General features: G+C 46.4%; 37 protein-coding genes and 2 pseudogenes. 15 read left to right on the top strand and 24 right to left on the bottom strand.

Annotation, left to right across the window (positions count from 1 at the left end):
- From RS881_RS45000 to RS881_RS44975, 6 genes are all read left to right on the top strand, one after another.
- Positions 1–561 carry an efflux RND transporter permease subunit gene (locus tag RS881_RS45000; RefSeq protein WP_315816781.1) on the top strand — a complete coding sequence of 187 codons (561 nt, stop codon included), beginning with the start codon at positions 1–3 and terminating at the stop codon, positions 559–561.
- Positions 492–3,152, top strand: coding sequence for an efflux RND transporter permease subunit (locus tag RS881_RS44995; protein ID WP_315816780.1), 2,661 nt, complete (start codon positions 492–494; stop codon positions 3,150–3,152). The genes RS881_RS45000 and RS881_RS44995 overlap by 70 nt, the downstream gene beginning before the upstream one ends.
- A gap of 169 nt (positions 3,153–3,321) precedes the next feature.
- The gene (locus RS881_RS44990) at positions 3,322–4,062 is read left to right on the top strand and encodes an efflux RND transporter periplasmic adaptor subunit (protein ID WP_315816779.1); all 741 of its coding nucleotides are present in this window, start codon (positions 3,322–3,324) and stop codon (positions 4,060–4,062) included.
- A complete protein-coding gene (locus RS881_RS62430) occupies positions 3,966–4,277 on the top strand; it encodes an efflux RND transporter periplasmic adaptor subunit (protein ID WP_484557608.1) in 312 nt (103 codons plus the stop codon). The genes RS881_RS44990 and RS881_RS62430 overlap by 97 nt, the downstream gene beginning before the upstream one ends.
- Before the next feature lie 220 nt (positions 4,278–4,497).
- The gene (locus tag RS881_RS44980) at positions 4,498–5,142 is read left to right on the top strand and encodes a helix-turn-helix domain-containing protein (protein WP_315816777.1); all 645 of its coding nucleotides are present in this window, start codon (positions 4,498–4,500) and stop codon (positions 5,140–5,142) included.
- Between the two features lie 72 nt (positions 5,143–5,214).
- Positions 5,215–5,682: a DUF6223 family protein gene (locus tag RS881_RS44975; RefSeq protein WP_315816776.1), complete on the top strand. Its 468-nt coding sequence runs from the start codon at positions 5,215–5,217 to the stop codon at positions 5,680–5,682.
- Between the two features lie 171 nt (positions 5,683–5,853).
- On the opposite strand, the gene RS881_RS44970 is transcribed toward RS881_RS44975, so the two are convergent.
- From RS881_RS44970 to RS881_RS60815, 3 genes are read right to left on the bottom strand one after another with little or no spacing between them, the layout of a single operon-like run.
- On the bottom strand, positions 5,854–6,039 hold the full coding sequence (locus RS881_RS44970; protein ID WP_315816775.1) for a hypothetical protein: 186 nt from the start codon (positions 6,037–6,039) through the stop codon (positions 5,854–5,856).
- Positions 6,033–6,629, bottom strand: a complete 597-nt coding sequence (locus RS881_RS44965; protein WP_315816774.1) for an IS4 family transposase — start codon at positions 6,627–6,629, stop codon at positions 6,033–6,035. The genes RS881_RS44970 and RS881_RS44965 overlap by 7 nt, the downstream gene beginning before the upstream one ends.
- On the bottom strand, positions 6,602–7,057 hold the full coding sequence (locus RS881_RS60815; protein WP_350340016.1) for a DUF4372 domain-containing protein: 456 nt from the start codon (positions 7,055–7,057) through the stop codon (positions 6,602–6,604). Before RS881_RS60815 ends, RS881_RS44965 begins: the two co-directional genes overlap by 28 nt.
- A 97-nt stretch (positions 7,058–7,154) precedes the next feature.
- Between RS881_RS60815 and RS881_RS44960 the strand changes: the two genes are divergently transcribed.
- Positions 7,155–7,466 carry an MBL fold metallo-hydrolase gene (locus tag RS881_RS44960; protein ID WP_315816773.1) on the top strand — a complete coding sequence of 104 codons (312 nt, stop codon included), beginning with the start codon at positions 7,155–7,157 and terminating at the stop codon, positions 7,464–7,466.
- 28 nt (positions 7,467–7,494) lie between these two features.
- Positions 7,495–7,737, top strand: coding sequence for a hypothetical protein (locus tag RS881_RS44955; protein ID WP_315816772.1), 243 nt, complete (start codon positions 7,495–7,497; stop codon positions 7,735–7,737).
- Between the two features lie 11 nt (positions 7,738–7,748).
- On the opposite strand, the gene RS881_RS60810 is transcribed toward RS881_RS44955, so the two are convergent.
- Positions 7,749–7,904: a helix-turn-helix domain-containing protein gene (locus RS881_RS60810; RefSeq protein ID WP_350340015.1), complete on the bottom strand. Its 156-nt coding sequence runs from the start codon at positions 7,902–7,904 to the stop codon at positions 7,749–7,751.
- Entirely contained in the window at positions 7,880–8,242 is a 363-nt protein-coding gene (locus RS881_RS44950; RefSeq protein ID WP_315816771.1) for a hypothetical protein, read from the bottom strand. Before RS881_RS44950 ends, RS881_RS60810 begins: the two co-directional genes overlap by 25 nt.
- A 397-nt stretch (positions 8,243–8,639) precedes the next feature.
- On the opposite strand from RS881_RS44950, the gene RS881_RS44945 reads away from it, so the two are divergent.
- Positions 8,640–8,948, top strand: coding sequence for a hypothetical protein (locus RS881_RS44945; RefSeq protein WP_315816770.1), 309 nt, complete (start codon positions 8,640–8,642; stop codon positions 8,946–8,948).
- Between the two features lie 22 nt (positions 8,949–8,970).
- Here RS881_RS44945 and RS881_RS44940 read toward each other — a convergent pair whose 3' ends face one another.
- On the bottom strand, positions 8,971–9,126 hold the full coding sequence (locus RS881_RS44940) for an NAD(P)H-dependent oxidoreductase (protein WP_315816769.1): 156 nt from the start codon (positions 9,124–9,126) through the stop codon (positions 8,971–8,973).
- A complete protein-coding gene (locus tag RS881_RS44935) occupies positions 9,123–9,572 on the bottom strand; it encodes an FMN-dependent NADH-azoreductase (protein WP_315816768.1) in 450 nt (149 codons plus the stop codon). The genes RS881_RS44940 and RS881_RS44935 overlap by 4 nt, the downstream gene beginning before the upstream one ends.
- Before the next feature lie 150 nt (positions 9,573–9,722).
- Between RS881_RS44935 and RS881_RS44930 the strand changes: the two genes are divergently transcribed.
- Positions 9,723–10,085 carry a winged helix-turn-helix transcriptional regulator gene (locus RS881_RS44930; RefSeq protein WP_315816767.1) on the top strand — a complete coding sequence of 121 codons (363 nt, stop codon included), beginning with the start codon at positions 9,723–9,725 and terminating at the stop codon, positions 10,083–10,085.
- A gap of 1 nt (position 10,086) precedes the next feature.
- Here the strand turns inward: RS881_RS44930 and RS881_RS44925 are convergent, their stop codons facing one another.
- The 16 genes and pseudogenes from RS881_RS44925 to RS881_RS44850 all read right to left on the bottom strand — a co-directional run bounded on the left by RS881_RS44925 (position 10,087) and on the right by RS881_RS44850 (position 19,293).
- Positions 10,087–10,353 (bottom strand): hypothetical protein, encoded by a 267-nt coding sequence (locus RS881_RS44925; protein WP_315816766.1) that lies wholly within the window; start codon positions 10,351–10,353, stop codon positions 10,087–10,089.
- A gap of 70 nt (positions 10,354–10,423) precedes the next feature.
- A complete protein-coding gene (locus RS881_RS44920) occupies positions 10,424–10,654 on the bottom strand; it encodes a hypothetical protein (RefSeq protein WP_315816765.1) in 231 nt (76 codons plus the stop codon).
- Between the two features lie 5 nt (positions 10,655–10,659).
- Entirely contained in the window at positions 10,660–11,103 is a 444-nt protein-coding gene (locus RS881_RS44915; protein ID WP_315824808.1) for a serine hydrolase, read from the bottom strand.
- A gap of 459 nt (positions 11,104–11,562) precedes the next feature.
- On the bottom strand, positions 11,563–11,745 hold the full coding sequence (locus tag RS881_RS44910) for a hypothetical protein (protein WP_315816764.1): 183 nt from the start codon (positions 11,743–11,745) through the stop codon (positions 11,563–11,565).
- Between the two features lie 165 nt (positions 11,746–11,910).
- Complete coding sequence (gene xth, locus RS881_RS44905; protein WP_315816763.1) at positions 11,911–12,684, bottom strand: exodeoxyribonuclease III; 774 nt, start codon at positions 12,682–12,684, stop codon at positions 11,911–11,913.
- A 32-nt stretch (positions 12,685–12,716) separates the two neighbouring features.
- Positions 12,717–13,196: a hypothetical protein gene (locus RS881_RS44900; protein ID WP_315816762.1), complete on the bottom strand. Its 480-nt coding sequence runs from the start codon at positions 13,194–13,196 to the stop codon at positions 12,717–12,719.
- On the bottom strand, positions 13,193–13,687 hold the full coding sequence (locus RS881_RS44895) for a ChbG/HpnK family deacetylase (protein WP_315816761.1): 495 nt from the start codon (positions 13,685–13,687) through the stop codon (positions 13,193–13,195). The genes RS881_RS44900 and RS881_RS44895 overlap by 4 nt, the downstream gene beginning before the upstream one ends.
- Before the next feature lie 46 nt (positions 13,688–13,733).
- Positions 13,734–14,575, bottom strand: a pseudogene (locus tag RS881_RS44890) (copper resistance protein NlpE N-terminal domain-containing protein).
- Between the two features lie 164 nt (positions 14,576–14,739).
- Positions 14,740–15,225: a molybdopterin-dependent oxidoreductase gene (locus RS881_RS44885; RefSeq protein WP_315816759.1), complete on the bottom strand. Its 486-nt coding sequence runs from the start codon at positions 15,223–15,225 to the stop codon at positions 14,740–14,742.
- Between the two features lie 2 nt (positions 15,226–15,227).
- Positions 15,228–15,461: a hypothetical protein gene (locus tag RS881_RS44880; protein WP_315816758.1), complete on the bottom strand. Its 234-nt coding sequence runs from the start codon at positions 15,459–15,461 to the stop codon at positions 15,228–15,230.
- Complete coding sequence (locus RS881_RS44875; RefSeq protein ID WP_315816757.1) at positions 15,422–16,141, bottom strand: cytochrome-c peroxidase; 720 nt, start codon at positions 16,139–16,141, stop codon at positions 15,422–15,424. The genes RS881_RS44880 and RS881_RS44875 overlap by 40 nt, the downstream gene beginning before the upstream one ends.
- A gap of 323 nt (positions 16,142–16,464) precedes the next feature.
- Entirely contained in the window at positions 16,465–17,478 is a 1,014-nt protein-coding gene (locus tag RS881_RS44870) for a TonB-dependent receptor plug domain-containing protein (protein ID WP_350340322.1), read from the bottom strand.
- Between the two features lie 470 nt (positions 17,479–17,948).
- Positions 17,949–18,119 (bottom strand): annotated as a pseudogene (locus RS881_RS44865) (TonB-dependent receptor plug domain-containing protein); the annotation flags it as partial.
- 2 nt (positions 18,120–18,121) lie between these two features.
- On the bottom strand, positions 18,122–18,343 hold the full coding sequence (locus RS881_RS44860) for a hypothetical protein (RefSeq protein ID WP_315816756.1): 222 nt from the start codon (positions 18,341–18,343) through the stop codon (positions 18,122–18,124).
- A gap of 123 nt (positions 18,344–18,466) precedes the next feature.
- Complete coding sequence (locus tag RS881_RS44855) at positions 18,467–18,724, bottom strand: winged helix-turn-helix domain-containing protein (protein WP_315816755.1); 258 nt, start codon at positions 18,722–18,724, stop codon at positions 18,467–18,469.
- Positions 18,725–18,993: 269 nt separating this feature from the next.
- Positions 18,994–19,293 (bottom strand): LytR/AlgR family response regulator transcription factor, encoded by a 300-nt coding sequence (locus RS881_RS44850; protein WP_315816754.1) that lies wholly within the window; start codon positions 19,291–19,293, stop codon positions 18,994–18,996.
- Between the two features lie 315 nt (positions 19,294–19,608).
- On the opposite strand from RS881_RS44850, the gene RS881_RS44845 reads away from it, so the two are divergent.
- Positions 19,609–20,466: a sugar phosphate isomerase/epimerase family protein gene (locus tag RS881_RS44845; protein WP_315816753.1), complete on the top strand. Its 858-nt coding sequence runs from the start codon at positions 19,609–19,611 to the stop codon at positions 20,464–20,466.
- 97 nt (positions 20,467–20,563) lie between these two features.
- The gene (locus tag RS881_RS44840) at positions 20,564–20,761 is read left to right on the top strand and encodes a hypothetical protein (RefSeq protein ID WP_315816752.1); all 198 of its coding nucleotides are present in this window, start codon (positions 20,564–20,566) and stop codon (positions 20,759–20,761) included.
- 148 nt (positions 20,762–20,909) lie between these two features.
- Here RS881_RS44840 and RS881_RS44835 read toward each other — a convergent pair whose 3' ends face one another.
- Entirely contained in the window at positions 20,910–21,944 is a 1,035-nt protein-coding gene (locus RS881_RS44835) for a metallophosphoesterase family protein (RefSeq protein WP_315816751.1), read from the bottom strand.
- Between the two features lie 261 nt (positions 21,945–22,205).
- On the opposite strand from RS881_RS44835, the gene RS881_RS44830 reads away from it, so the two are divergent.
- The 3 genes from RS881_RS44830 (at position 22,206) to RS881_RS44820 (ending at position 23,584) form a co-directional block, all read left to right on the top strand.
- Positions 22,206–22,496: a BlaI/MecI/CopY family transcriptional regulator gene (locus RS881_RS44830; protein ID WP_315824806.1), complete on the top strand. Its 291-nt coding sequence runs from the start codon at positions 22,206–22,208 to the stop codon at positions 22,494–22,496.
- Between the two features lie 132 nt (positions 22,497–22,628).
- Positions 22,629–23,354 carry a M56 family metallopeptidase gene (locus tag RS881_RS44825; protein WP_315816750.1) on the top strand — a complete coding sequence of 242 codons (726 nt, stop codon included), beginning with the start codon at positions 22,629–22,631 and terminating at the stop codon, positions 23,352–23,354.
- A gap of 2 nt (positions 23,355–23,356) precedes the next feature.
- The gene (locus RS881_RS44820) at positions 23,357–23,584 is read left to right on the top strand and encodes a hypothetical protein (RefSeq protein ID WP_315816749.1); all 228 of its coding nucleotides are present in this window, start codon (positions 23,357–23,359) and stop codon (positions 23,582–23,584) included.
- Positions 23,585–23,725: the final 141 nt, after the last annotated feature.

Raw genomic sequence — 23,725 nt, 5'->3', positions numbered from 1 at the left:
ATGATCAGATTAATAGCATTGGCATTACGCAGGCCATTAGCGATAGTGGTAACCTTTATAGCGATCGTCTTTTTTTCATGGCTCACCATCAAAACCATGAAAGTGGATATCTTCCCTAAAATGGGTTTGCCTACCATTTATGTAGCACAGCCTTATGGCGGCCTTTCCCCGGAGCAGATGGAGGGGTTTATCGCCTCTTATTATGAATATCACTTTTTATATGTAACGGGGGTAAGGTTTGTAGAATCCAAATCTATCCAGGGAGCCACTATCATTAAAATACAATTCAATGAAGGAACGGATATGAGCCAGGCGATGGGAGAAGTGGTAGGGTATGTGAATCGTTCCCGTGCTTTCATGCCGCCCGGTGCAGTACCTCCTTTTGTTACCCGTTTTGATGCAGGCAGCGTACCGGTAGGGCAATTGGTGTTCACGTCCGAAACCAGGTCGCTGGGGAGATACAGGACCTGGCGTTGTTCAAGGTACGGCCTATGTTTTCAACACTGCCAGGCGTATCAGCACCCCCGCCTTTTGGCGGCAACCAGAAAACCGTTATTATAAAAGTTGATCCCGAAAAGATCAGGAATTATAATTTGTCGCCGGATGAAGTGGTGCAGGCATTAGCCCGTTCCAACAGCATTACCCCGGCAGGTAATATCAGGGAGGGCGATGAGACGCTGATCATTTCACAGAATGCTGTAGTGGAAAACATCCGGGAACTGGAAAATATTCCGCTGAAGCTTGGAGCTGGCCCGTCGGTATATGTGCGGGATATCGCCAACGTGGAATTAGGTTCAGACGTAACTACCGGTTACGCACTGATCAACGGCAAAAGATCGGTCTATATCCCTGTCACCAAACGCGCCGATGCTGCTACCTGGGATGTGGTGCAAAGAGTGAAAGCTGCATTGCCCGATATGCAGGCAGCAGTTCCGGAAGATATCAAGGTAACATACGCATTTGATCAATCGGGCTACGTTATCAACTCATTAAAAAGCCTGATGGCGGAAGGCATACTGGGTGCTATCTTAACTGGTTTGATGGTGCTGTTGTTCCTTCGGGATATCCGGGGTGCCTTTATAGTGGTGATCACCATTCCACTGGCTTTGCTATCTGCTGTTATCTTCCTGAAAATTTTCGGACAAACACTCAATGTAATGACTTTGGGTGGCCTGGCACTGGCGATAGGTATTTTGGTGGATGAATCTACCGTGACCATTGAAAACATACACCATCACCAGGAACTGGGTAAATCAAAGGCAAAAGCAATTTGGGATGCCTGCCGGGAAATTGCACTGCCCAAACTGCTCATCCTGCTTTGTGTAATTGCAGTTTTTGTGCCTGCATTGTTCATGACCGGCATTCCCGGTTCCATGTTCCTGCCGTTGTCGCTGGCCGTAGGGTTTGCTATGGTGGCTTCTTTCCTGCTGTCGCAAACCCTGGTTCCTGTTTTGTCTCACTGGCTGCTCAAAGACCGGATGCCGGAAGGAGAAGCCGGCGCCGCCAGGCGGTTCAACCATTTCAGGGTGCGGTATAAACACTGGTTGAAAGGCTTTGTAGAAAAATCATCGTGGGCTACGCCTGTTTATCTTTTATTGGCATTCGGATTATTGGCCGGTGGATTTATGTTAATGGGCACGGAGATATTCCCAAAAACGGATGCAGGGCAGGCACAGGTACGGTTAAGACTACCCGCCGGCACCCGCGTGGAAAGAACGGAAACAGCCACGCAGGAAGTATTGCATTGGGCAGATAGTATTGCAAACGGTCATATTGAGATCAGCTCGGCTTTTGTAGGGGTGCAGCCTTCCAGCTACCCGGTCAACCTGATCCACTTGTGGACAAGCGGGCCTCATGAGTCCGTTATAAAAATAAAGCTGCGGAAAGGGACTGGTATTCCCATTGAGGAGTTTAAGGAAGCATTGCGTAAAGCTGCCAAAACAGCCATGCCAACAGCCACGCTATCCTTTGAGCCTGGTGATATGGTGGAACAGGTGGTCAACCTCGGTTCTTCCAATCCCATTGAAATTGCAGTGATGGGCAGAAATCTTTCTCAAAGCCGGAAAGTTGCTGCTGATCTGAATAAGAAGCTGCAGGAAATTGCGTACCTCCGGGACGTTCAGATTGCCACACCGTTGGAGTATCCCGGAATCAAATTAAATATTGACCGCGTAAAAGCCGGGCAGTTGGGCTTAACAGTTGATCAGATCAGCAAATCAACAGTGACCGCTACCTCCTCCAGCCGATTTACCCAACCTAATTATTGGCTGGATAAGAACACTGGCACCGCCTACCAGGTGCAGGTGGAATATCCCCAATACCGCATCAATAATAGTGAGGAATTGGGATTAGTGCCCGTTACAGCGGGTACCGGCAATGCCATTTACCTAAGAGATGTAGCCACTCCACAAAAATCACTTCACCAGGCGAATATGATCGCATTAACCAGCAGCGGTACATCACCCTTACAGCGAATATTTATAAAAGACGTGGGAACGGCTATAAAGGATGTCAAAAATGCCATTGCTTCATTGGGCCAGTTACCAGCAGGGGTAAAAATAATGTTGCGGGGCCAGGCGGACCTGCTTGATCAAACGATGAGTGAGTTGGAAACCGGGTTATTGATCGCCATTGTAGTGATCTTTTTGATGCTGACGGTCAATTTCCAGTCGTTCAGGTTATCATTGACAGTTTTATCGGTAGTGCCTGCGGTAATTGCCGGTGCCGTACTGATGTTGCTGGCAACGGGTCAAACCCTGAACATACAATCGTATATGGGTACGATAATGGCCGTGGGTGTGGCAGTAGCCAATGCCATCCTGCTGGTGACCAATGGTGAGCAATACCGGAAGCTGGAGTTAAGTTCCGGTTTTGCTGTGACTGGTGCCAGCAACCGTTTGCGTCCCATCCTGATGACCAGCCTTGCCATGATTGCAGGCATGGTTCCGATGGCTATCGGGCTTGGTGAAGGAGGCGACCAGACAGCGCCGTTGGGCATTGCAGTTATTGGAGGGCTTATCTTTTCCACCATCAGCACGCTAGTTTTTCTCCCGGCTATCTATACAAGAATGATGGGCAGAAAAGCATACCATAGCCCTTCGCTGTACCCGGAAGATAGGGACAGCCGGTATTATGATGCAAACAATGAATAAATTCACTTTCTATAAAAAATCTTTCAATGAGACTTTCATATTCCATCATAGGATTAGCATCAATCATTACCATGGTAGCAACAGGCTGCCAACAGGGAAGCGGTAATGCAGAAACGATAAAAAAACGGGCGTCGATTCCATTCCTGTATTTATTCTGCAAAAGGATACCGTGAATAAACAGATCACTTTCCCGGCAGAACTGGTACCACTGGAGCGGGCCGAGATCTTTGCGAAAGTAAGCGGGTATGTAAGTGCCTTGAAAGTTGATATTGGCGATAGGGTGAGTAAAGGGCAATTGCTGGCAGTGCTGGAAGCGCCTGAAATGGTTGCCAACTATGTACAGGCTAATGCGGAGGTGCAAACTGCCCGTTCAAAATATCTCGGAAGCCTGGATGCATACAGGCGGATCGTTAATGCCGCGAAAATAGAGGGGACGGTAGCTGCCGGGGAACTGGAGAAAGCAAAAAGCCAGATGCTGGCGGATAGCGCTATCCTTGATGCAGCCCGCTCTAAAACGAATGCTTATGCCCAATTGAAAGATTATTTGACCATTCGTGCGCCTTTCAGTGGAATTGTAACCCAACGAAATGTAGATCCCGGCACATTGGTTAATGCTGGTAATACTAAACCTATGCTGGTAATGGAAAATATTAGTACCCTGCGCCTGAGGGTACCTGTACCTGAAGCCTACACCGCTGCGAATGCAGCAACCGCTTCAATCAGGTTTACAGTAGATGCCCGGCCAGATATTACCTACCAGGCAAAATTGTCGCGTAAATCCGGTGCTATAAATCTTTCTAACAGGACTGAAACATGGGAGTACCTGTTTCAAAACAACGATGGGCAGTTGAAATCAGGCATGTATGCCAATGCGGTGCTGCAACTGGGCAGAACCGCACCAACCTTTTAGTGCCGTCTGCAGCGGTAGTTACCAATCTGGAAAAGCGGTTCGTGATCTGTTTAAAGGACAGTAAAACAGTGTGGGTGGATGTACGGGCTGGTATTAATACAGGAAATAAGATTGAAATTTTTGGCGACCTTACAGAAGGAGATACGTTGCTTGTAAGAGCAACAGATGAAATAAAGGCAGGAACGGTTGTTGTACCAAAATTTTTGAATAGATAAGCGCTGTCAGCTTGTAAACATAGGGCGCAACACGTAAAATAATATGAACTATTATACCATCTCTCCCCGGCTAAACTTGCGGAGTACATCCAGTTTTTTGGGTACTGGAAGGCTCGGCTACAGCCGAAAAGCCATTCAATCACCGGGTGCTGGCCGAGAGCTCACCGGAATGGATCTTTTATTGCAAAGGGCAATTTGAAGTGCGGGTGAAGGGATCTGAATGTCAAAAACGCCTTCTTCCTGCCTGTCCGGTCAGATGCAGGGCTTTAAAAAGTTGAATACAGCGAACGATTTTTGCCTGTTTGGCGTATATCTGTTTCCATATTCCATACCGGGAATTTTTGGTTTACCTGCCCATGCACTGAGTGATGAAACAGTTGATACAGCAACACTGCTCGGCCACGAAGGGTTGTTGCTGGAAGAGAAAATATATGCAGCGCCCGATCATCGAAAACGTGCAATGCTTATTTCACAATTTATTCTACAACGGCTGGCAAAGAGGCGGGAAACGGAGAACCCTGTTTTTGATTCGATCAGAAATATACTTTTCTCCTCCGCTGCGTTGTCTATTCCGGCGCTGGCAGATGGTTGTTATTTGTCCCGCAGACAGTTTGAGAGAAAATTTATTCACTATGCCGGATACAGCCCTAAACAATTCCAGAGAATTGCCCGGTTCAATGCCGTTATAAAAGGATTTGAAAAACGGCCCGGGTCGCTGACGGAAATGGCTTATCATTGCGGTTATTACGATCAATCCCACTTCATTCATGACTTCCGGTTATTTTCCGGCTATAATCCAAAGGCTTTTATCACGCGTCAAAAGGATGCGGCTGATTACCGGGCGTTTGAAGAATTCAATCCCTGATCCAGGGCTGAAACATGTCGTGATTTTACAATTTTATCCGCTTCATTGTGTATAGCTTTGTCAAAAATTCCTATGAACTTACAGTTACAGCACAAGACCGTCATGAAAAATTTTGCATTATTCCTTCTACAGGGCTGCTTAATTATTGGATTTTTCTTTTTAGGAACGGGAAAAGTATTTTCACAGTCAGTACCTGATGGAACTTCTCCGTATGTTACCGGCATTACTGCAGGACGCGCCACTTCCATAGTTGGAGGCGTAATAGCACTCATCAGTTTAATTTTGGGATGGCGGGCTAAAGCAAGTTCAAGCTCAAGTAACCTTTCCGGCGTTGGGGCCAAGGGGAATAGGCGAACACAAGCCATTATTGCCTTATCACTGGGAGGGATAGCCATTATCCTCAGTGTGATACATCTTAGCACCTCTGCCGGCGCTGTTTTTGGTTCGGGCAGCGGAAAAGCCGGAGCAATCGTTTCCCTTGTACTGGCTCTGACCGGCGCGGCATTAAGCGGACTGGCACTTCGCCCGAAAAGAGCGTAAAATTTTTTACGTAATAATGGTGTTGGGGAGTTGTCATAGACGATGGTACATTCATATAATGAATCATTGTTGTCCGACAAAAACCGGGTTAAAAATGCCTGTATCCCTTTGCTAATAAGGGTTACATGATAAAAACAGTTGTTTCAAAACCGGGGTACTACCCCTGTTTTATTACGGCGAAAAAGCAAACGATGCATTGTGTGTCTTTCTCCAGCCTTTATAAGTGTCTTTGATAAATTCCATCAATTCCTCATAACTCATCAAATGCAATCGTATAACGGTAATCATGTTAGCAAATGACTTTTTGGTAGCCGCTTTCTTCCTGATTACTACCATTAACAGTTGCGCTATCAGCACGCAGTATACCTGCATTTTAATAGCATTGGGGCTGGCTCCCAGAAATAGCGCAATGGAAAGTTCTGTTTGATCTGTTTAAACAGCAATTCAATCATCCACCGGGTTTTATAAATGGTAGCAATTTGTTTTGCCCATAGGGTAAAATTATTCGTCACAAATACATAGACCTTTCCGTCATCGGATTTAAATATAATGCGCCTCAGTTTTAGCCGTTCCACTTCTATTCCATTCTTCTTGACCCCAACGGTAATATATTGTTCCTTCAGAACCCCTTTGGCGTTGTGCTTTTTGGTATTGTCCACCAAAACTTTTGTTACATGATAAACAGCATTGTCCTTCATCCGCGATACAAACCATATCTTTTGGCTGGTCCATTTAGCAAACTGTTCATATACAGTATAAGCTTTATCGAACACCAGCCAGCTATTCGCCGGTAGTTTCAGATGATATAGGAATTTTCGGTCATGTTCCCGGGCTTCTGTCATGCGGACAAACTCCGTCACATCACTAAAGGCATCCATCAGGGCATGCACTTTAAGACTTCCTTTTTTTCTGGCCCCATCTAAGCGGTTGCGACCGACACCCCGCAATAGCTCGCAAAAAGCTGGATAGTAGTACTGTCTATAATCTTCAGATTCCTGATACTCAATCCTTTTAACCGGCTGTCCGGGATAAAGCTGTGGTACTGCTTAAGCAAACCGTAATAAATTGTTTCAAAGACCTGGTAGCTGCGTTTATTATTCGCATCCGATATCGTGCTACGGGCCGGCGCTTTATCTAAACCCAGGTGGGACAACTTTCCTTCACATGCCAATAACCCCTCACATAGTTCCCGTAGCCCATTGCAGTAACAAAAGACTCCATACAACAGGCTCACTAAGTGAATCCGCAAAGGCAGACGTTTATAATACCGGTTTGCCTTATGTTTTCTGTTTGCTGCATTGATTATGGAGCCTGGTATAACATTTAATATCTGTGACAAAATCGGCTGTCCGGGAAATTTCTTATTTTCACCCATAGTTATTTTTAAGTGTGGTAACTCAAACTTAACTATTTAGGGTGGTTCTTCAGAACTGCCCTTTTTAGCCCCTTTCTTTATTTTTAGTCGGACAATAATGATTTTTTTAGTAGAAAAGGTAGATGGTGACCGGAATGTTATTTTCATCAATATGGAAAAGTACCTGGTGCTTACGGAAGCCCCTGTTTCGGAGGGGGCTACACAGGCTGTGTTGGAACTGGTACATAAAACCTTGCCCGGTAAACCCGTTAAATATGTACACCTCTCTCATTTTCATAAAGACCATGTTGCGGGGCTTGGTAAGTTGGTTGATGCAGGGGCTACTATTATTTGTACCCCCACCATGGAAAAACCGATCCGTCAATTACTTAAAGACAGGCAACCCGCTTTCTTGTTTTTTTTGTGGTGATACGTCCATCAGCGACGGTCATCATCAAGTGGGTTTTTATAAAGTACCCAATAGTCACGCGCAAGGATTATCATTTTTGTATTTACCGCTTGAATCCCTCATTTATGAGGGCGATCTGTTGTCCATGCCCGAAGATGGAACGATCACACCAGCCATCCAGGTATCAAGGGAGTTTTACCAATTTTTAAAGAAGAAGAAACTGCGGTATAAACGTATTATTGGTCACCACGGTCTGTCAGATATAAAACCTTCCCTTTTGAGCAAGCCATAACTGCTACGCATTCAACTGGCCGATGATTTCCTGAAGGCAATGGGTTGAACACCATAATGTGATTTGAAAGCACGACAAAAGGCGCTGACGTTCTCAAAGCCGCATTGCCAGGTAATTTCATGTACCGGCTGATTGGTGTGCTTTAATAAGTGGGCAGCCCTTTGCAATTTAACCTGGGTGAGGTATTGATGGGGGTAGTTTGAAATACTGATTTGAACTGCCTCACCAACTGCGGAACAGATAAACAGGCGATCGTACTAATGGCCTTCAGGTCGGGATTTTCCATATAAGTGGAATGCAAAATATCCCTGGCAATGGCAACCCGCCTATAGATCTCGGTCCGGGTAGCTGCTTTAATGGCCTGAACATTGGCTACGCGGATAGAGGCTGCATGTTGTGTTCGCACCAAATGACGTAACAGATAAACCAGGTGTTCGTCTACCATATTATCCGAATATCCCTGGCTATCCAAGGCTGCCAGGAGGTTTGTCAATTGTCCCTGCAAGGCAGGCGTGTGAAATACATAACATCCTGATTGATAAGTTCCTCCCAATAAAACGGAAGGCCTGCTGCAATTTAGTACTTAAAGCCTGATTTTGGAGGGCCCCGGGCCCCGATCTAACCATTTTAACAAGTTTGTTCAACTGTATTTTGTGGCAGTTCGGGCGGTGTTTTAGCGTGCCGGGGTTATAGGGCATTTGATTTACCAACTATTTGAACTTGCTTTGCCATTACTTAACTATCCCATCGGGAAAACAGGAATCACCTACCGTTCTATATACTGCTTATAAAGCACCACACACCACCCTCCAAAAATCCAAGTTCCTTTTTTGTCCTGATTTACATCCATGTCTAATAGTCAGGTTACTTCGGTACCCATGAAAACTTTTATACCCTTTAGTATGAAAATACATCTACGTTATATCCTCACCGTTCTATTGCTTACCGGTTTGCTGGAAAGCAATTATTGGGCGCAGGCGCAGCCTGCGTCTGGCAAGCAAAGTCTTGCCGGGGGAACTGGTTATGGTATGCCGGTTAGTATTCCCCTACAAATGGCAGATGCAGCTTCATTACTGATTGATATGGTTGCCATGCACCAGGATGTTGAACAGGTGTTCTCGCTGTTACACAAAGACCAACCTGCCCAAGGATTAACCTACGGTGGATTGTTTTATAAAGCTGGCGCCATCGGTACCATCGTAAAGGAATAAAATTGGTGGCACTCGCCACACTTCATGATACAGCCACGCTTTCCAATCCCTTTTGTAAGGCGGTTTCCATGATGCCTGGCATACCAACTCCTTCTACGCGATAGGTAGTGATATCGGTGATACCCATGAAGCCGAAGATAAACCGGAGATAGGGCTCACCAAAATCAAAGGACTTCATCGGCCCATCCGAATAAACGCCATTGAGGCAATCGCCAGGTAAACCTTTTTGTTTGTAAGTAATCCTTCTGCTTTGCCTCCAGCATAAGAAAAGGTTTTGCCGGCTCTTACTATATGATCTATCCAGGCTTTCAGGGCCGAAGGAATATTGAAGTTGTACAATGGTATACTGATCACGATGATGTCGGCCTGCACTAATTCATGTACGGCCAAATCAGAGCTGTAGAGCGTATCTTTCTGTTCCTGGGAGTGTTCGGCGTCCGGCATTCTATAGGCTACCGGATGAATGGCATTCAGGTGGATATAATTCTTTTCAACCGTATCGTTAACGCTCAAAGTACTTCCCGGATACCGGACTGAGAGTAATTCGATAATGCGGTTGGCCAGCATAATGCTATGTGATTGGTTACCTCTGGGGCTGGAGGTAATATGCAAGATGTGCTTCATTGTATTGTCAATAAAGTAGTTATGAATAAAGTGTGAATGTTTCGCCCCTGCGCAGGTTTGCAAGTGCAAGCTATGTACATTTGTTGGGGTATTACGCAGGCTAACCTGAAGGTTAGTGGTTCCCTGTAGTATACTGTCTAATACGTTATTATGAATACAGCTCAGGTTTCAGTTAGCCTTTCTACAGGGTGTTTAAATGCGCTAAGCGCAGTGGAAGATGCTATGTATGTAGTGGGTGGTAAATGGAAGTTAAGGATCATTATTGCACTTGCCGATGGCAATAAGCGATTTAATGAATTGCAGCGAATGGTAAAGGGTATTTCGGCCAGGGTCTTGTCCAATGAATTGAAGAACCTCGAATTGAATGGATTTGTACTAAGGAATGTAGATACCTCAACTACTCCTGCCTCAGTTGAATATGCACGTACTGAATATGCTGAAACTTTGCGTACTGTGCTTGTTTCATTGCAGGAGTGGGGCGCTATGCACAAGAAGAAGATAACCCAGCGATGAACTATTTGGCCAGGTCCAATACCAGTTGTTTAAATTCTGTAAAGTTGTCATTCTCCTCCTGGAAGCTATCGTGACTGATCATCCGGATAGCCGCTATTTTAGTGCTGGGATCAACTACAACATAATTGCCCAGATAGCCATCAGCACGGTAGACCCTGTTTCCACTGTACTCTTTCCTGCTTAAAGCTAGATTAACAGGCCCCAGGTTTTCACTTATATAAGGCCAGGGATTTTCACCAAATACTTTTTGAATGGCTGCAAAGTACACGTCACGCGAAGTATACCTGCCCTTTATTTTTGTACTTTCTCCATAAACGATTTCGACAACCCGGCTTTTGTCAAAGTGGCAATATGAGCATCATCAATGATGGAGGTTGTTTTTCATAGTCTATCCACCACAACAGCCCATACCCTTCAAATTGTTTACAAGGGGTAGTTACTTGATCAATAAACCTGGCTGCTATTATTTGCTGCCCATTGTAATTTCCTTTATGCAGCAATAAAAGCCCGATCTTGGCAAAGTCGGCCGGCTTTAGCTGACAGCCCGACATCACATGGGGGTTGCCCACACTGTCTAATGACCAGGTAAAATCAGTAATGCCCAGTGGCTTAAAAAGCCGCTCACCAATGTATTCATCCATCCGCTTGCCGGTGATCTTTTGATAATGCCGGCCATGAGGTTCAGCGATTTATTGTTGTAACTCCATACCTCGCCAGGCTTGCTCGAAAGCTCTGCTGTCAATGCTAACTGTACAAAGTCCGGACTGGGGTGGATCTCTATGGAGGCATTCGGATTGTTTTGAATGCCGGTAGTCATGTTCACCAGGTGTCGCAAAGTAATCAACTGCTTTTGTCCTTGTCTCCATTCGGGATAGTATTGGGCAACAGGAACATCCAGGCTGTCAATCAACCGGTCATTAAGCATACAGGCAACAGAAAGTCCTACAATGCTTTTGGTACACGACATCGTTTCAATCTTATTATCCGCACGCCCAATACCAAAATACTTTTCGGCAATTAATTCATTGTCCTTGTAAATGATAATCGCTTCAGAGTGTGTTTGTGCTGCTTTTTTTTTAGTAGAGTATCAAGCTTGATCTTATTGACCGTTTGTGCGTAATCAAACAAACTGATCAAGCAACCAAGTGCGATCAAAAGAGTTGTCTTGTTCATGGCTTCCTGGGTTTAAGATGCGGTGGATGATTACTAATTTAAACTTTTTCCAGGCAAATGCTGCTAGTGCTTTTGAATCAAGGTATGCTTTGAAACCTGGCAGGAGCCTGGTGAGAGCATGTTGCTAATATGTAAGCAGTTTGATAATCAATAGGGAATAGGACGTAGGAAATAGTGCCAATGAAATGAGCTTTGCTTAAGCCCTGCCGTAGTACCGTAAAGCGTTTTCTGGCAGTATGATCCTGTAATTGGAAGGGTACAACTTTCTTTCCGGGAGGAGATGCCGGGTTCTATTGGGGTTACATTAGGCGCCGTCTATCCGGCCCAGGTAGTATTGTAGCTTTTGGGTGATCAATTCTATTGGTAAGTCTTCCTGGGGGTCAATCTGAAAAGATTCATACTGGTCTTTGGGTTTTACACCGGGCGGAAATGCTTGCAGACTTTTGTCGAGGCAAAAACCCAACATGAGTTTTTGCGGTTGAGCCATAGGTAGCCCAGCTTTTTGCCCTTATAGCTGAAGAAGGGTATCTGGAATTTCCGTTCGTGTACAATGGCAGGGTTAAAGCCGGTTATGAGCTGATAAAGTGCCAACAAGCAGCCTTGATAAGGTTCGGGTTTGCTGAGGTAATATGCTTCCAGTTTGGAGTTCATGTTATTTAGACAATTCAATCCATACGGGTGCATGGTCGCTTGTTTTTTCCCATCCACGTACTTCACGGTCTACACCGGCAGATTTCAAACGGCCGGCCAGTTGGGGGCTTAATAAAAAGTGATCAATGCGCAGGCCGGCATTGCGGCCATAGGCGTCCCGGAAATAATCCCAAAAGGTATAGATTGTTTCATTAGGGTGAAGTGTACGCAGCGCATCCGTCCAGCCCTGTGCAGCCAGTTTGGCAAAGGCAGCTCTTGTTTCGGGGCGAAACAAAGCATCCTCCACCCAACGTTCGGGTTTATACACATCCAGTTCAGTGGGCATTACATTATAATCACCGGCCAGTACCACCGGTTTATCCTGTGCCAGCAGGGTTTTCGCATGTACCGTCAGCCGCTCAAACCAACTTAGTTTATAATCGAATTTGGGACCAGGCGCCGGATTGCCATTGGGCAGGTATAAGCACCCGATCACGATGCCATTCACCGTTGCTTCAATATACCTGCTATGCGCATCTTCGGGATCGCCTGGCAAGACACGGGTTATTTCTTTGGGTTGTTCATGGCGGGCCAGGATGGCTACCCCATTCCAGCTCTTTTGCCCATGCCAGATGGCATGATAACCTGCTTCTCGGATCGCTTCTTCAGGAAACTTTTCCTGTGGCGCCTTCAGTTCCTGCAGGCATACTACATCCGGTGTCGTTTCACCCAACCAGCGTAATAATACAGGTAAGCGCCCATTCACGCCATTCACATTGTAGGTAGCTATTTTCATGGTAAGGACCTTTTGTTGTCCGAACCTTAAAATTAGGGAATCCGCCGGAAGAAATGGGTGCGAGGATCAATGACAAAATTGAGAAATAACAAAGCCGGAGGCTTTGAAATAGCCGTCATCCCGCCATGTGGCAGGAAGGCTGGCGACTGAGATGGATTATTTTTGAGGTCAGCGTAGCTGATGAGTTGGATCTTCAACTCCTGTATCAATGCTTTGATCTCCTTGTCCGTCCATAGGTCCGTAACGCCCTGGCGGTCTTCCGCTACATTTTCATAACCAATATGGTGAATGGCTTTGGCTTCTGCATCGTTGAGTGCGGGATGGTCGAGGTAGAGATAGGTTTTGCCAGGTTGTAAAGAACGTAACATGCGGGCAAAGCTTTTTTTCTTTTCGGCCAGCGTGGCATGAGCCCCATCGTAAGTAACGTATTGAACAGCATAATCGGCCAGGTCGATATCGATCTTGTATTCCTGGGCCAGCTTTTTAGTAAGGGCCCTTACTTCATTGTTCATATCCGTGCAGCCCATATGGGCAGATACATGGCTGATGCGGGGAATTTTTTCAGCGCCAGTTCAATCTGTGCACGGAATTCTTTTTCAATGTCTGCTATTTTCCACGGATGTTCTATCAAGGCGCCATCGGGGTAGTTTTTATTGGGCCATATCATAGGATAAAAATAACCGTCCGCGTTGGTGAGGCTGGGGCAATTGGATACCGGCCTCCATTTTATATTATCCCACTCGCTGGTAATAGCCAGGTGGATGCCTACATCCACACCGGGATTGGCGGCCAGTAAAGCAGCCGCTTCGGGAAACCAGGGAGAGGGCACGATCACTTCTATCGATTGTTCGATGCCTTCTTTATAGGTTTTAATAAGGGCCAGGTTACCACTGTGTGAAAACCCCATATCATCGCCACGGATGATGAGCCGGGGAGCTGATTGTTGGGCACAGGAGGAGTTATATACAAGGAGGGCCAGGATAAAGGGCAACAATTGTTTCATAGAAAATAAGGTGGTTTAATAAAAAAACTTGGGCCCTTAAAAGCGGTTAGCGATGGGTGAGGCACCAAGGGTTGTTTACTAAATATACATCATTTTCATTTGGCATGGTACACCGACTTGAACCTGGCCAGGGAGCCATGCGTGCGCGGTTCAAACTGAGGTTATCGGCCGAGATCGTAAAATTGTCAACCATTTGCAGAGCTTTCAGGAAACTGGATTCAAGAGCCAACTGGCGGCAGGCCATTTGGGTAGATACCATCTTTGAAAACTTAATGCGGTTGAGGGGCTTATTTCAAAACTACCTGAAAAGCCATTGCACCCGCCATTGCCAACAATCCTGCTGCCATCGTCTTGCAGGATCAGGTGGGGTTCCTTTATGAATGTGCTATCCACCAGCACCGGTTTGCCCATCAGTTCAACCAATTTCCAATAGCGGTTCAGGACGGCGTAGGCCGATTTGGAGAGTATATAATGAGCCGCATGGTTGCCTGTAATTTTGTTGCCACTCATATCGAGTTGGGTAAGCGTATTTTCTCCTACGAAGTAGCTGGCAGGCCCATCGGCATTGAGTAAAGTGATGGTATTGCCGGCTGCGTTCCAGCTAAAATTGCCCTTGCTTTCCTGGGCACTATCATTCCTGTCCAGGTATTTTGTTCTTCTAAGGTAGGTCAGGTCCCTGTTGAGGTAAATGGTGGTTTGTATGCCGGGACAATCCGCGCAGGGCAATACACCGCGGTAGATGCCATCCCAATCGAGCGCATTTTGACTACTGTGCGGATCGGTGGAGGTGGTGGGTGTAGTGCTGCTCGTGGCTGGTGTGGGTGTATTGCATTGAAATAAAATGACGGCCAACAGGATGAGTGTGCAGATAAACGTTGTCTTTTTCATTATTTCAGCTTTAAAGTAAAATAATAGAATACGCTATCTACGGCTGTTCAGCGGGCAGTTATGTCTATGCTTGTTAGATTAATAAATATAGTTAAAATATTTTATGAAAAGGACTGATCAGGCAAGGGACCTTGCCCGGTTTTATCAATCCTTGGCAAAGTTGATCACCATTTCTGTGACCTGGAAACAACTGCGGGCAGGCTTTTTTTCGCCGGGCACCACCAGGCGAAAGGGACCTTCCCTGCTGGCAGGGGTTTTCCTTCCAGTTCATGGGCCAGGATCACTACCCGGTCAGTAAAGGACGAATCCAGTTCGGCCAGGGAGAAAGTTACTTCGTATCCATCGGCGCAGCGCACCAGCAGGTATTGCGCCATGTTTTCCCTTTGCAATTGTTTGCCCGTAGCAGCACCTGCCAGCGTAAGGATGTCCTGAACTGCTACACCTGAATATGTATGGTTATTGCCATCGCGGTCCTTCAGTGTGGCTGTTGTTTGCTTCATTTTGACAAGGTCGGCAACAGTAAGCTGCAACGGCTTTTTTACTTCTCCGCTTATTTTGATAAAGTCAGGCACGGCTTTTTCCTGTGCCTGCAGGTAATGGAATGATAAAGTAGTAACCAGGAGTAAAAGATACAAGCGGGCTGTTTTCATGTTCATTGCTTTATAAAAGGATTGGAAAAACGTTTATCAGTAATAAAAGTTGAATCGGTTAGCATCTGCAGAAAGGCGATGAGGTCCTTCTTTTCACCAGGCGTCAATCCCAACTGGTGATCGTTCATGCCCGACTGGTTGTTTTGCAAAAAAATACTCAAGGTGGGGCTTTCCTGTATATGTTCATTGTAATGGTCTACCACTCCCTCCAGCGTGGCAAAGCGGCCATCGTGCATATAGGGGCTGTAAGGGCAATATTGCGCAGCGTGGCTACCCTGAACCTGCCCCGGTCGTAAGACCGGCCCGTAATGGTTTCGCGGCCTGCATCTTTTGAAATACTATCCAGTCCATTGTTGTGATACTGTTCCGTGAAAGTTTTCGGGCCTCCATGGCAATGCGCACAGCCGGCGCCGCGCTTGTTGCTGGAGGGATTGGAAAAGAACAGGTCCATCCCATTTTGCTCGCTCGTAGTCGGTTCGTATTGACCTCGCAGGTAGTCGTCATATTTCGCATTGGCACTGATGAGCGTTCGCTCAAACTGCGCCAGCGCTTTTACTATTTGGTCACCTGTTATGTAAGACGAGCCGAATGCTTTTTTGAATAAGGTAGGGTAGGGGTGGGTGTTTTGTAATTTTTTGGCCGACAGTTCCAACGCCTGGCCCATTTCATGGGCATCAGTCAGTGGTACCTGCGCTTGTGCTTCCAGCCCATTGGCCCGGCCATCCCAAAAGAAGTTACGTACCCAAAGCAGGTTGGCCAGCGACATGGAATTGCGTGGCGTACGTGTACCGTCTATACCCGTGCTCAAAGCCTGCCCGTCCGTAAAGGCCCGTTCCTGCTGGTGACAGTGCGCACAGGAAATGCGATTATTGGCCGACAGCTTGGTTTCATAAAACAAACGCCTGCCCAGGTACACCCCTCTTCCGTGAGGGGATTATCGGCGGGTATATATAGCCTGTTGCTGAAATAAGCAGGGTATTCCAGCTTGTAAGGCTTGGCAGGTATTGTAGGGATGGTCACAGCGGCCAGGCACACAAAGGCCACTACAATACATCCGGCTTTCATAATAGAAGCTTGCATGCTGTTACACGTATTTTTACAACCGGTATATCAAGTTAGCAAAATAATTCCTGCCTGGTTCCGGATAGCCTTCTGCCAGGGCATAGTTTTCACCCGTCATATTATTGATGCCGGCTTCAACGGAAAAATACTTCCATATAGGAGCCTGTACCCGTGTGTTCAGCAAGGTAAAGGACCCCGTCGTCGTGCCATAGGTCGTACTGTATCTTTTGAATTGTATTCTGAATTGACCTGTATAGAAAACTTATCCTGCAACTGGTATTGCACAAACGCAAAGAGTTTATGTTCGGGAACATCTATAAACCGGATAGCCGGATTGCTTAGGTTATTGCGTTTCACATAGGTATAATTGGCTCCGGCCCTAAATGAAGGAATAACCAGGTATTCAGCGCCCAGTTCGGCGCCCAGGTATTCCGACTGACCTACATTCTGCAACTGACTTTGCCATACCTTCCTTACCGAATCATACTTTACATTGTTCACCATCAGTATCGTATTGTTGATCTTGCTATAGAAAAGGGCAGCCTGCACCGTAAGACGGTTATTGAAATAACCTTTGTAACCCAATTCATAATTCAGTGCATATTCGGCATTAAGGTTGGGATTGGGGATCGCTGTTCCCAGGCGGTACGAGTACCGGTCTTTCGTAGTGGCAAAACGGGTTTTACGCGCTACAGCGAGGTTGAGCGTATTGCCGGCATCCAGCCTGTATTCAAATCCTCCCTGTATATTAAACGCATCGTTGTTGTTCGCAGGGTAGGGGCTGATGGTTTTCGTGGTGGCGTTGTAATCCTGGGCTTTGATGCTCGACCTGCTATTAAAGCTAAGGCCGGTCAATAACAACAGCCTGGGTGTGAGCTTCAATTCATTTTCAATGCCGGCTGTCCAGGTCTGGTCCGACATCCTGCGCCTGGGTTCCCCTTCATTGTTTTCGCGGTGTACATCCTGCTTGTATTGAAGCGTTGCTTTCAGCGTATTCTTTTGCTGCCAAAAGGTATGGCCATATTCAGCTATGCCGCCAATCGTATAATCATTGTAATGGCTTTTAAAAGCATAGGGCCGCGATATTGTGGTATAGCTGGCATCGTCGTACGAGTTGAGCTGGTTTTTAAAACGGTCGTAATAGAACCTTGTTTTAATGTATTGCTGACTGTCGATGGTGGTATGCGAAATAAAGTACAGGCTTTGTTTATCCCAATAAGGCCACTGCCAGTAGCGGGGCTTTTGAGCTGGCTGTTGAGCGTATCGTTACCAGCATATACGGGCGATCCTTTTTTACCATGCTGGTACATATAGCTCAGGGCATATTCCGATCTTTTGCCGGGTGTATAACCCAGTTTGATGCTGTATTTTTCATCCGTGCTATATGAGTTGTTCCGGCTGTTTCCATTCTCGGTTTTCGTGGGCTTGAATTTTGACGACAAAGGAAAGGAGTCCCTGTTCATTTTGGAAGCACTGGCCTGTATATAAAACTTACCCAGGTTGCTGCCTATATTGATATTCGCGCGGTAGCTACCCGAAAGCCATCCGCTGGCCCCATTCAATTCAAATTGTTTAACCGACTTGCTGGTTACCAGGTTGATGGCGCCGCCCAGGGCATTAGGGCCATAGAGTACCGAGGTGTATCCTTTTGATACATGGATGGCGGCCAGGTCGAATGTGGTAAAGCGGGCAAGGTCTACATAACCGTCATAAGGTATGTAAACAGGTATGCCATCAATGAGCAATGGAACCTGGCGCAGGTCAAACCCACGTAAGTAGATCATGGCTTCATTGCGGGCACCCACGGCTGATAAGTGGATGCCGGGAAGCATGTTCAAGGATTTCGATACATCGTTCTTAGCAAATTCCTGTAGCCTGCGGGCACTAAGGAAGGTATTAAGCGGAGGTCTTTTTCACTGGTCACCACTACTTCTCCCATCGTGAAGATATGCTTGGGTAGTGAATCTGTTGTAACAGGTGCGGGAGGTTTTGCCGGGGTTTGTGCCTGACCTAGCTTGCCCAGTATGCACAGGGTAAAAAGCAGTCTTTTGATCATAAATTCTCAGATTATTAAGCGTTATGTCTTCAAATATATAACGCACTGACTAGATTCCCATATTATGGTATGGAGGCTACCGGGAGGTAGTGGAAGGAGTGAAAAGTTGATAAGTTGAAAGGCTTAGGATTGCAGCCGTTTAGTTTCCTGTTCCAGGAATTTGTGGAATCGGTCCCGCAATTGGTAGTGGTAGGTGATCATTTGACGGGCTTCTGCTGAAATGGAGGAGCCACCGCCTTTTTCGCCACCGGTAGCGGTGATCACCAGCGGGGTGGCGCTCATTGTGTTGAGGCGGTTTACAATTTCCCAGGCTTTTTTATACGACATGCCCATTTGCCGGGCCGCTTGATTAATAGAACCGGTTTTTTCAATATGTTCCATCAGTTCAACCGGACCGGGGCCTAAAAAGCGGATGCCATCGCCTTCTATCCAAAGGCTGCCACTTACTTTATAGGCGCCCTTTTTTTAGTATGTCCTTTATTGGCTTTTTCATGCATGTACGCCCATTGTCTTGTTGGATGGGATAAGACGGTAAAGGTATTGCCTTTTCCACATTGCCCCACGCCTGATATTAAAACTTGAACGGTGTCTTTCCTTTGCTGATGAAGACCTCTTTTTGCGGCGGCTCACTTCTATTTCCATTCCGTTGGTCACCACCACCGTACCCCTTCTCCACGTCGGTATTCGTCAATATGCTGCAGGTTAATGAGAAAGGTTTTATGAACGCGCAGAAAATGCGTGGTAGAAAGCAGGTCGTCATAATCCACCAACGGCCTGGATACCATCACCGAGCGGTTGTGTAATAAATGAACAACTGTATAACTCCCTTCGGCTGCGCAATAGATGATCTCTTCCAGTTTTACCACCGTAAAGCCTTTGAAGGTAGGCAGGCAGAGCCGCATTTCCGGCAACGTGCCGGCTTCCATGATGGTTTGTTCAAGCGTTTCCATATCGTTCAATTCTTTTTCAAAGATGGTTTTCGGTTGTGTACCTGGTTAGTATACAAATATGTTCCAATAAACCTATTTTACCACCTGTTTTTGAGTAGATGAATATAGGGCGGGTATTTACACTGCTACTAAAGAAAACACCCTTTTACTCAAATGCGTAATGGGTTTATGGGCAGTAGCACAGTAGCCGGCTGGCCAATACTAAGCCCGCTATCATGTTGAACAAGTGTTGTAAGGCGCACTTTAAAATTTTAAGGTCAAAGCGCGTTTTGATACAGTATATTCGCTCCTAAATTTGTAATCAATTCCAACAGTATGAAGCGTTTTCTGTTAATCCCACTCCTTTTTATAGCCAGTGTATTGTTTTCCCAGTCAACCAGTACCGAGTTGCTCCTACCCGATTCATTGGGTTGGAAACTGGGCAGCCAGGCTTATACGTTCCGCTTGTTCACCCTGGAAGAAGCCTTGGTAAAAATGAAAAGCATCGGTCTAAAGTATGTTGAATTGTATCCGGGCCAGAAGATCACCAAACAAGGAACGGCCACCACTGCTTTTACGGCCTCGGCCGAGGACCGGGCGCTCATCAAAAAATTATTGAAAGATAATGGCATCAAGGCTATTTGTTATGGTGTGGTAAGTGGTAGGAATGAAGAAGAGTGGCGCGCCATTTTTGAATTTGCCAAAGAGATCGGTATTGAACACATTACTACCGAACCACCTATGAACCAGTTGGAAACGCTGGACAAATTTTGCAAAGAGTACAATATCCGGGCAGCCCTCCACAACCATCCCGTACCTGCCGTGTACTGGCATCCGGCCATCTTGCTGGATCAATTGAAGAACCGCAGCAATATGATCGGTGTATGTGGCGATGTGGGTCACTGGGTACGTTCAGGACTTGATCCCGTAGCTTGCATTAAAGAGCTAAAGAGCCGTTTAATTGCTTTCCATATAAAGGACCTGCACGTGTTTGGATCAAAGGCGGCGCACGATGTTCCCTGGGGCACAGGCGTAAGCAATATTGCCGGTGTGCTCAATGAGCTGAAGCAACAGGGTTTCAAAGGTTATTTTTCTGTGGAGTATGAATACCAGTGGGAGAACAGCCTGCCGGCAGTACAGGAAAGCACACAATATTTTATGCGCGTGGCCAAAAGGATCAATACCGGTAATTAATCGCTTTTTGTCTACCCATCTTCCCCTGTGGTCTACTGATGAGCTGTCGGTAGGCCACAGGGGTTTTAGCTTTAGGCCAGGTATCAATAAAAGCAGTATGAAAGCATCTACCGAAAGAAAAATTATCCGCTGGCTACACATCATACTTAGTATCCCTGTAGTGGGCTATATCTATGGTCCCGTGGCCTCCTTGCACTTTGCAGCGCTCTTTACCAAAATTGTTTGCTTTCCTGTAATCGTACTCTCCGGGTTGTGGTTGTGGAAGGGACAGCAGCTAAGGAAATGGATACGCTAGCGCTTCTCCCGCACATAAAGGATGGCGCATTCTCCAGTTCCTTGTCGCAATTTCCTTCTGTCGCCAGCCTCTGGCTGGTGACGTCTATTTCAAAGCCTCCGGCTTTGTGTCCAGGAAAAATGCTTATCGCCTAGCCACTTGCCTTCCCCTACGCCTCCTTGCCACGTTTTAATATCTTCCATCCACTGATGGAAGGCGTTACCGATGCTGCCTGATACGGCCCGTCATAGCCAAGGGCCTCGGGTGATTGGCCTACCCACTCACTTTTCCTGCCCTCGAAAGTGATCAGGGAGCGCAGTGGGTCGATCGTCATCGTGGTAAACAAAGCATCTTTGTAAGGGCAGGTGCTGGCAATCAGTGGATGAGCCTGTATAATATCTTTTGCATAACTCTCATGCGAGTACTTGCCGCCACCAATCCAGAAATAAGAAGCCGAATTAAGGTGCACATAATAAATATCCTTTACCTGGTATTGTGCATCAATGTGCGTATGGCCATTGATCGCTACTAATATTTTGTCGGCGGCCGTGCTTAGTATATCCTGTATCTCCGTGGCATTGTCAACGGCTGCAGGCCCCGCCAGGGGCTGGTGCGATACCACCACAATGGGACCATTGGTGCTTGCTAATTTTTCTTTGAGCCAGGTGCTTTGTTCGGCATTTATAAACGAGGGATATCCCTCTTTATAAGTGGGCGAACCTTTATCGTTTCCATCCAATACAATGAAAGTAATGTCATCCACCTTTTGTGTATAGTAACGGCCGGGCATTCCATAGGCGCTAATGCATTGGTCTTTGGTGAAGCCGCCATCCGTATCGTGGTTGCCAATTACATGCAGCCGGTTGGAATGCGCCTGGTTAAACAGATCGATCACGCTCTTATTCTTATCGGCGGGAATGGCAAAATCACCCATTTGCAGTATGGCATCAGGCCTTACCTTTTTCATGTGCTGTACAAAGGCCTGCATACGACCCGGGCCATCGTGCATAATGTCCTGGTGAAGGTCTGTGATCACACCCACTTTTACCGCCTTCTTCATGCCTTTGACCGTATTCATAGCGGCGGCAGGAATAGTGAAGGCCATACAGGCGCTGGCAGTGGTGGCTATAAAGTCGCGGCGGGAAAAATAACTTGGTTTTTGGTTGGTTGGCTGGCCATATACGTTGGTGATGGTAATGGGCATAAGTTACACAAACAAAGCCGCCCTTTTGATAAGAAAACGAAATCCAGCCGTTCATGGGAGCAGCCCGCTTACCGTGTTATTTATAATATTTTAATAATCAGGTAGATATATTCGGCCGTCCACGTTCTATCCGCCTCTGGTCCGAAAATATTGGGAATGTTCCTAATAAATTAGTTGATCTCCGAATTAATTAGTAGTATTGTTCTATAAAGCAACAACAATGGTAAAACTCGCTAAAAGGGAAGAGCAGATCATGATCGTATTCTGGGATTTGAAAAAGCCTTTATACGTGATATCATCCCCCACCTGCCCGACCCCAAACCCCATTACAATAGTGTAGCCACCATGGTAAAGATCCTGGAGGATAAAGGTTTCCTTAGCCATGAGGCCGTAGGTAATATGTATGAATACTTCCCCGTGGTCGACCGGGAAGATTACCAAAAACATGCCATCAAGGATATCGTGAGCCAGTACTTTGATAATTCTTATCCGCGTATGCTGGCCTTTTTGCCAAAGAACAAAACCTATCAGCAGAAGAGCTTAGTGAGATAGTGAACATCATTAAAACCAAGAAGAAATGATGCATTATATTACCAATGCCGGCATCATACTGGCAGGCTGCTTGATCTTTTACAAGCTGCTGTTGCAAAAGAAACCTTTTTCCGTGCCAACCGGTGGATACTATTGGTATGCCTGGCCTTGTCTTTCGGGTTGCCCTTGTTGCAGGTGCCCCAGCAATTTTCCTTCCGTAAGGCCAAAGCCGTAGTGGAAGAGCCCGCCCTCGAAATACCCGCCGTAAACAAGGTGGTCAATGCACCACAGGAATCGACGCCTGTTACTACACCCACTACTACCAGCCCCACCGTCAACAATACCCGCGAATTAAAAGCACCGCTTATTACCTGGCAGCAGGCCCTTACCTGGGCAGGATGGCTCTACTGGTTTGGGGTTATTGTATTTGCCATCAATTTCCTGGTGCAGCTTATTAACTTATTGTACCGTGCTTATACAAGGCCGGTCATCCGCGACGGGCGCTACCGTATTGTAGAGCTATCGGGCGATCAGGCCCCCTGTTCCTTTTGGAACAATATTTTTATCAATCCCGAAAAATATGATTGGGAAACCTATAACCAGATACTGCTCCACGAAAAGATCCATATAGAACAGCGCCATAGCTTCGATCTGCTGCTGGCCGAGCTCGTTATCGTTTTTCAGTGGTTCAATCCCTTTGCCTGGCAGTACCGCAAAGCCCTTGAAAACAACCTGGAGTATTTGACAGATGACCAGCTGGTCAATCACCAGGAAGTAGAAAGAACTACTTATCAGTTGAGTTTGCTCAAGGTATCGGCCCCACATTTTCCTTTAAACCTTACAACCAATTATAATCAATCCCTCCTCAAAAAAGAATAGCCATGATGAACGTAAAAAAATCGAACCTGCACACTGCCTGGAAGTATTGTTTTCTGCTTCCACTGCTGGTATTCCTGGTATGCCTGTTAAATGAACCGGTAGCCTATGCCCATAATCCTGTTGCTGATAAGAAAAATGACAACCCCGCCCCCTGCACAATGAAAACATTGATACAGAAGGCGTATGGTTTGCTACCATTAAAAGGAGGATGTGTCCATCCAGTTCCGTAACGACCAGGATGATCATTCTACCAACAGTAGTTCTTTTAAACTTAGTGACCTGGGCGAGTTGCCACGCGAAAAGGCCGGTGTTTTTCCGTAACGCGTGAAGCGGGTACCATACAGTTTAGCGGCCGCTTTGAAGGCGATCAG

Origin of the sequence: Paraflavitalea speifideaquila, assembly GCF_032395985.1 — a bacterium.
In the GTDB taxonomy this organism is placed as follows: Bacteria; Bacteroidota; Bacteroidia; order Chitinophagales; family Chitinophagaceae; genus Paraflavitalea; species Paraflavitalea speifideaquila.
This window is presented reverse-complemented; position numbering and strand designations above follow the sequence as displayed.

Excerpts from the sequence above, each read along its gene's own strand:
- RS881_RS44880 (WP_315816758.1), bottom strand. The coding sequence starts at position 15,461 with ATGCACGATGGCCGCTTTGCCACGCTGGAGGGAGTGGTAGACCATTAC.
- RS881_RS44860 (WP_315816756.1), bottom strand. The coding sequence starts at position 18,343 with ATGATCAAAAGACTGCTTTTTACCCTGTGCATACTGGGCAAGCTAGGT.
- RS881_RS44935 (WP_315816768.1), bottom strand. The coding sequence starts at position 9,572 with ATGAAGCACATCTTGCATATTACCTCCAGCCCCAGAGGTAACCAATCA.
- RS881_RS44980 (WP_315816777.1), top strand. The coding sequence starts at position 4,498 with ATGTCAAAAACGCCTTCTTCCTGCCTGTCCGGTCAGATGCAGGGCTTT.
- RS881_RS44975 (WP_315816776.1), top strand. The coding sequence starts at position 5,215 with ATGAACTTACAGTTACAGCACAAGACCGTCATGAAAAATTTTGCATTA.
- xth (WP_315816763.1), bottom strand. The coding sequence starts at position 12,684 with ATGAAAATAGCTACCTACAATGTGAATGGCGTGAATGGGCGCTTACCT.
- RS881_RS44910 (WP_315816764.1), bottom strand. The coding sequence starts at position 11,745 with ATGGCTCAACCGCAAAAACTCATGTTGGGTTTTTGCCTCGACAAAAGT.
- RS881_RS44940 (WP_315816769.1), bottom strand. The coding sequence starts at position 9,126 with ATGAAGTCCTTTGATTTTGGTGAGCCCTATCTCCGGTTTATCTTCGGC.
- RS881_RS60815 (WP_350340016.1), bottom strand. The coding sequence starts at position 7,057 with ATGGGTGAAAATAAGAAATTTCCCGGACAGCCGATTTTGTCACAGATA.
- RS881_RS44840 (WP_315816752.1), top strand. The coding sequence starts at position 20,564 with ATGAAAGCATCTACCGAAAGAAAAATTATCCGCTGGCTACACATCATA.
- RS881_RS62430 (WP_484557608.1), top strand. The coding sequence starts at position 3,966 with ATGGGAGTACCTGTTTCAAAACAACGATGGGCAGTTGAAATCAGGCAT.
- RS881_RS44820 (WP_315816749.1), top strand. The coding sequence starts at position 23,357 with ATGATGAACGTAAAAAAATCGAACCTGCACACTGCCTGGAAGTATTGT.
- RS881_RS44930 (WP_315816767.1), top strand. The coding sequence starts at position 9,723 with ATGAATACAGCTCAGGTTTCAGTTAGCCTTTCTACAGGGTGTTTAAAT.
- RS881_RS45000 (WP_315816781.1), top strand. The coding sequence starts at position 1 with ATGATCAGATTAATAGCATTGGCATTACGCAGGCCATTAGCGATAGTG.
- RS881_RS44850 (WP_315816754.1), bottom strand. The coding sequence starts at position 19,293 with ATGGAAACGCTTGAACAAACCATCATGGAAGCCGGCACGTTGCCGGAA.
- RS881_RS44885 (WP_315816759.1), bottom strand. The coding sequence starts at position 15,225 with ATGAAAACAGCCCGCTTGTATCTTTTACTCCTGGTTACTACTTTATCA.
- RS881_RS44855 (WP_315816755.1), bottom strand. The coding sequence starts at position 18,724 with ATGGAACATATTGAAAAAACCGGTTCTATTAATCAAGCGGCCCGGCAA.
- RS881_RS44900 (WP_315816762.1), bottom strand. The coding sequence starts at position 13,196 with ATGAACAATGAAGTAAGGGCCCTTACTAAAAAGCTGGCCCAGGAATAC.
- RS881_RS44945 (WP_315816770.1), top strand. The coding sequence starts at position 8,640 with ATGAAAATACATCTACGTTATATCCTCACCGTTCTATTGCTTACCGGT.
- RS881_RS44835 (WP_315816751.1), bottom strand. The coding sequence starts at position 21,944 with ATGCCCATTACCATCACCAACGTATATGGCCAGCCAACCAACCAAAAA.
- RS881_RS44845 (WP_315816753.1), top strand. The coding sequence starts at position 19,609 with ATGAAGCGTTTTCTGTTAATCCCACTCCTTTTTATAGCCAGTGTATTG.
- RS881_RS44895 (WP_315816761.1), bottom strand. The coding sequence starts at position 13,687 with ATGAAACAATTGTTGCCCTTTATCCTGGCCCTCCTTGTATATAACTCC.
- RS881_RS44995 (WP_315816780.1), top strand. The coding sequence starts at position 492 with ATGTTTTCAACACTGCCAGGCGTATCAGCACCCCCGCCTTTTGGCGGC.
- RS881_RS44960 (WP_315816773.1), top strand. The coding sequence starts at position 7,155 with ATGATTTTTTTAGTAGAAAAGGTAGATGGTGACCGGAATGTTATTTTC.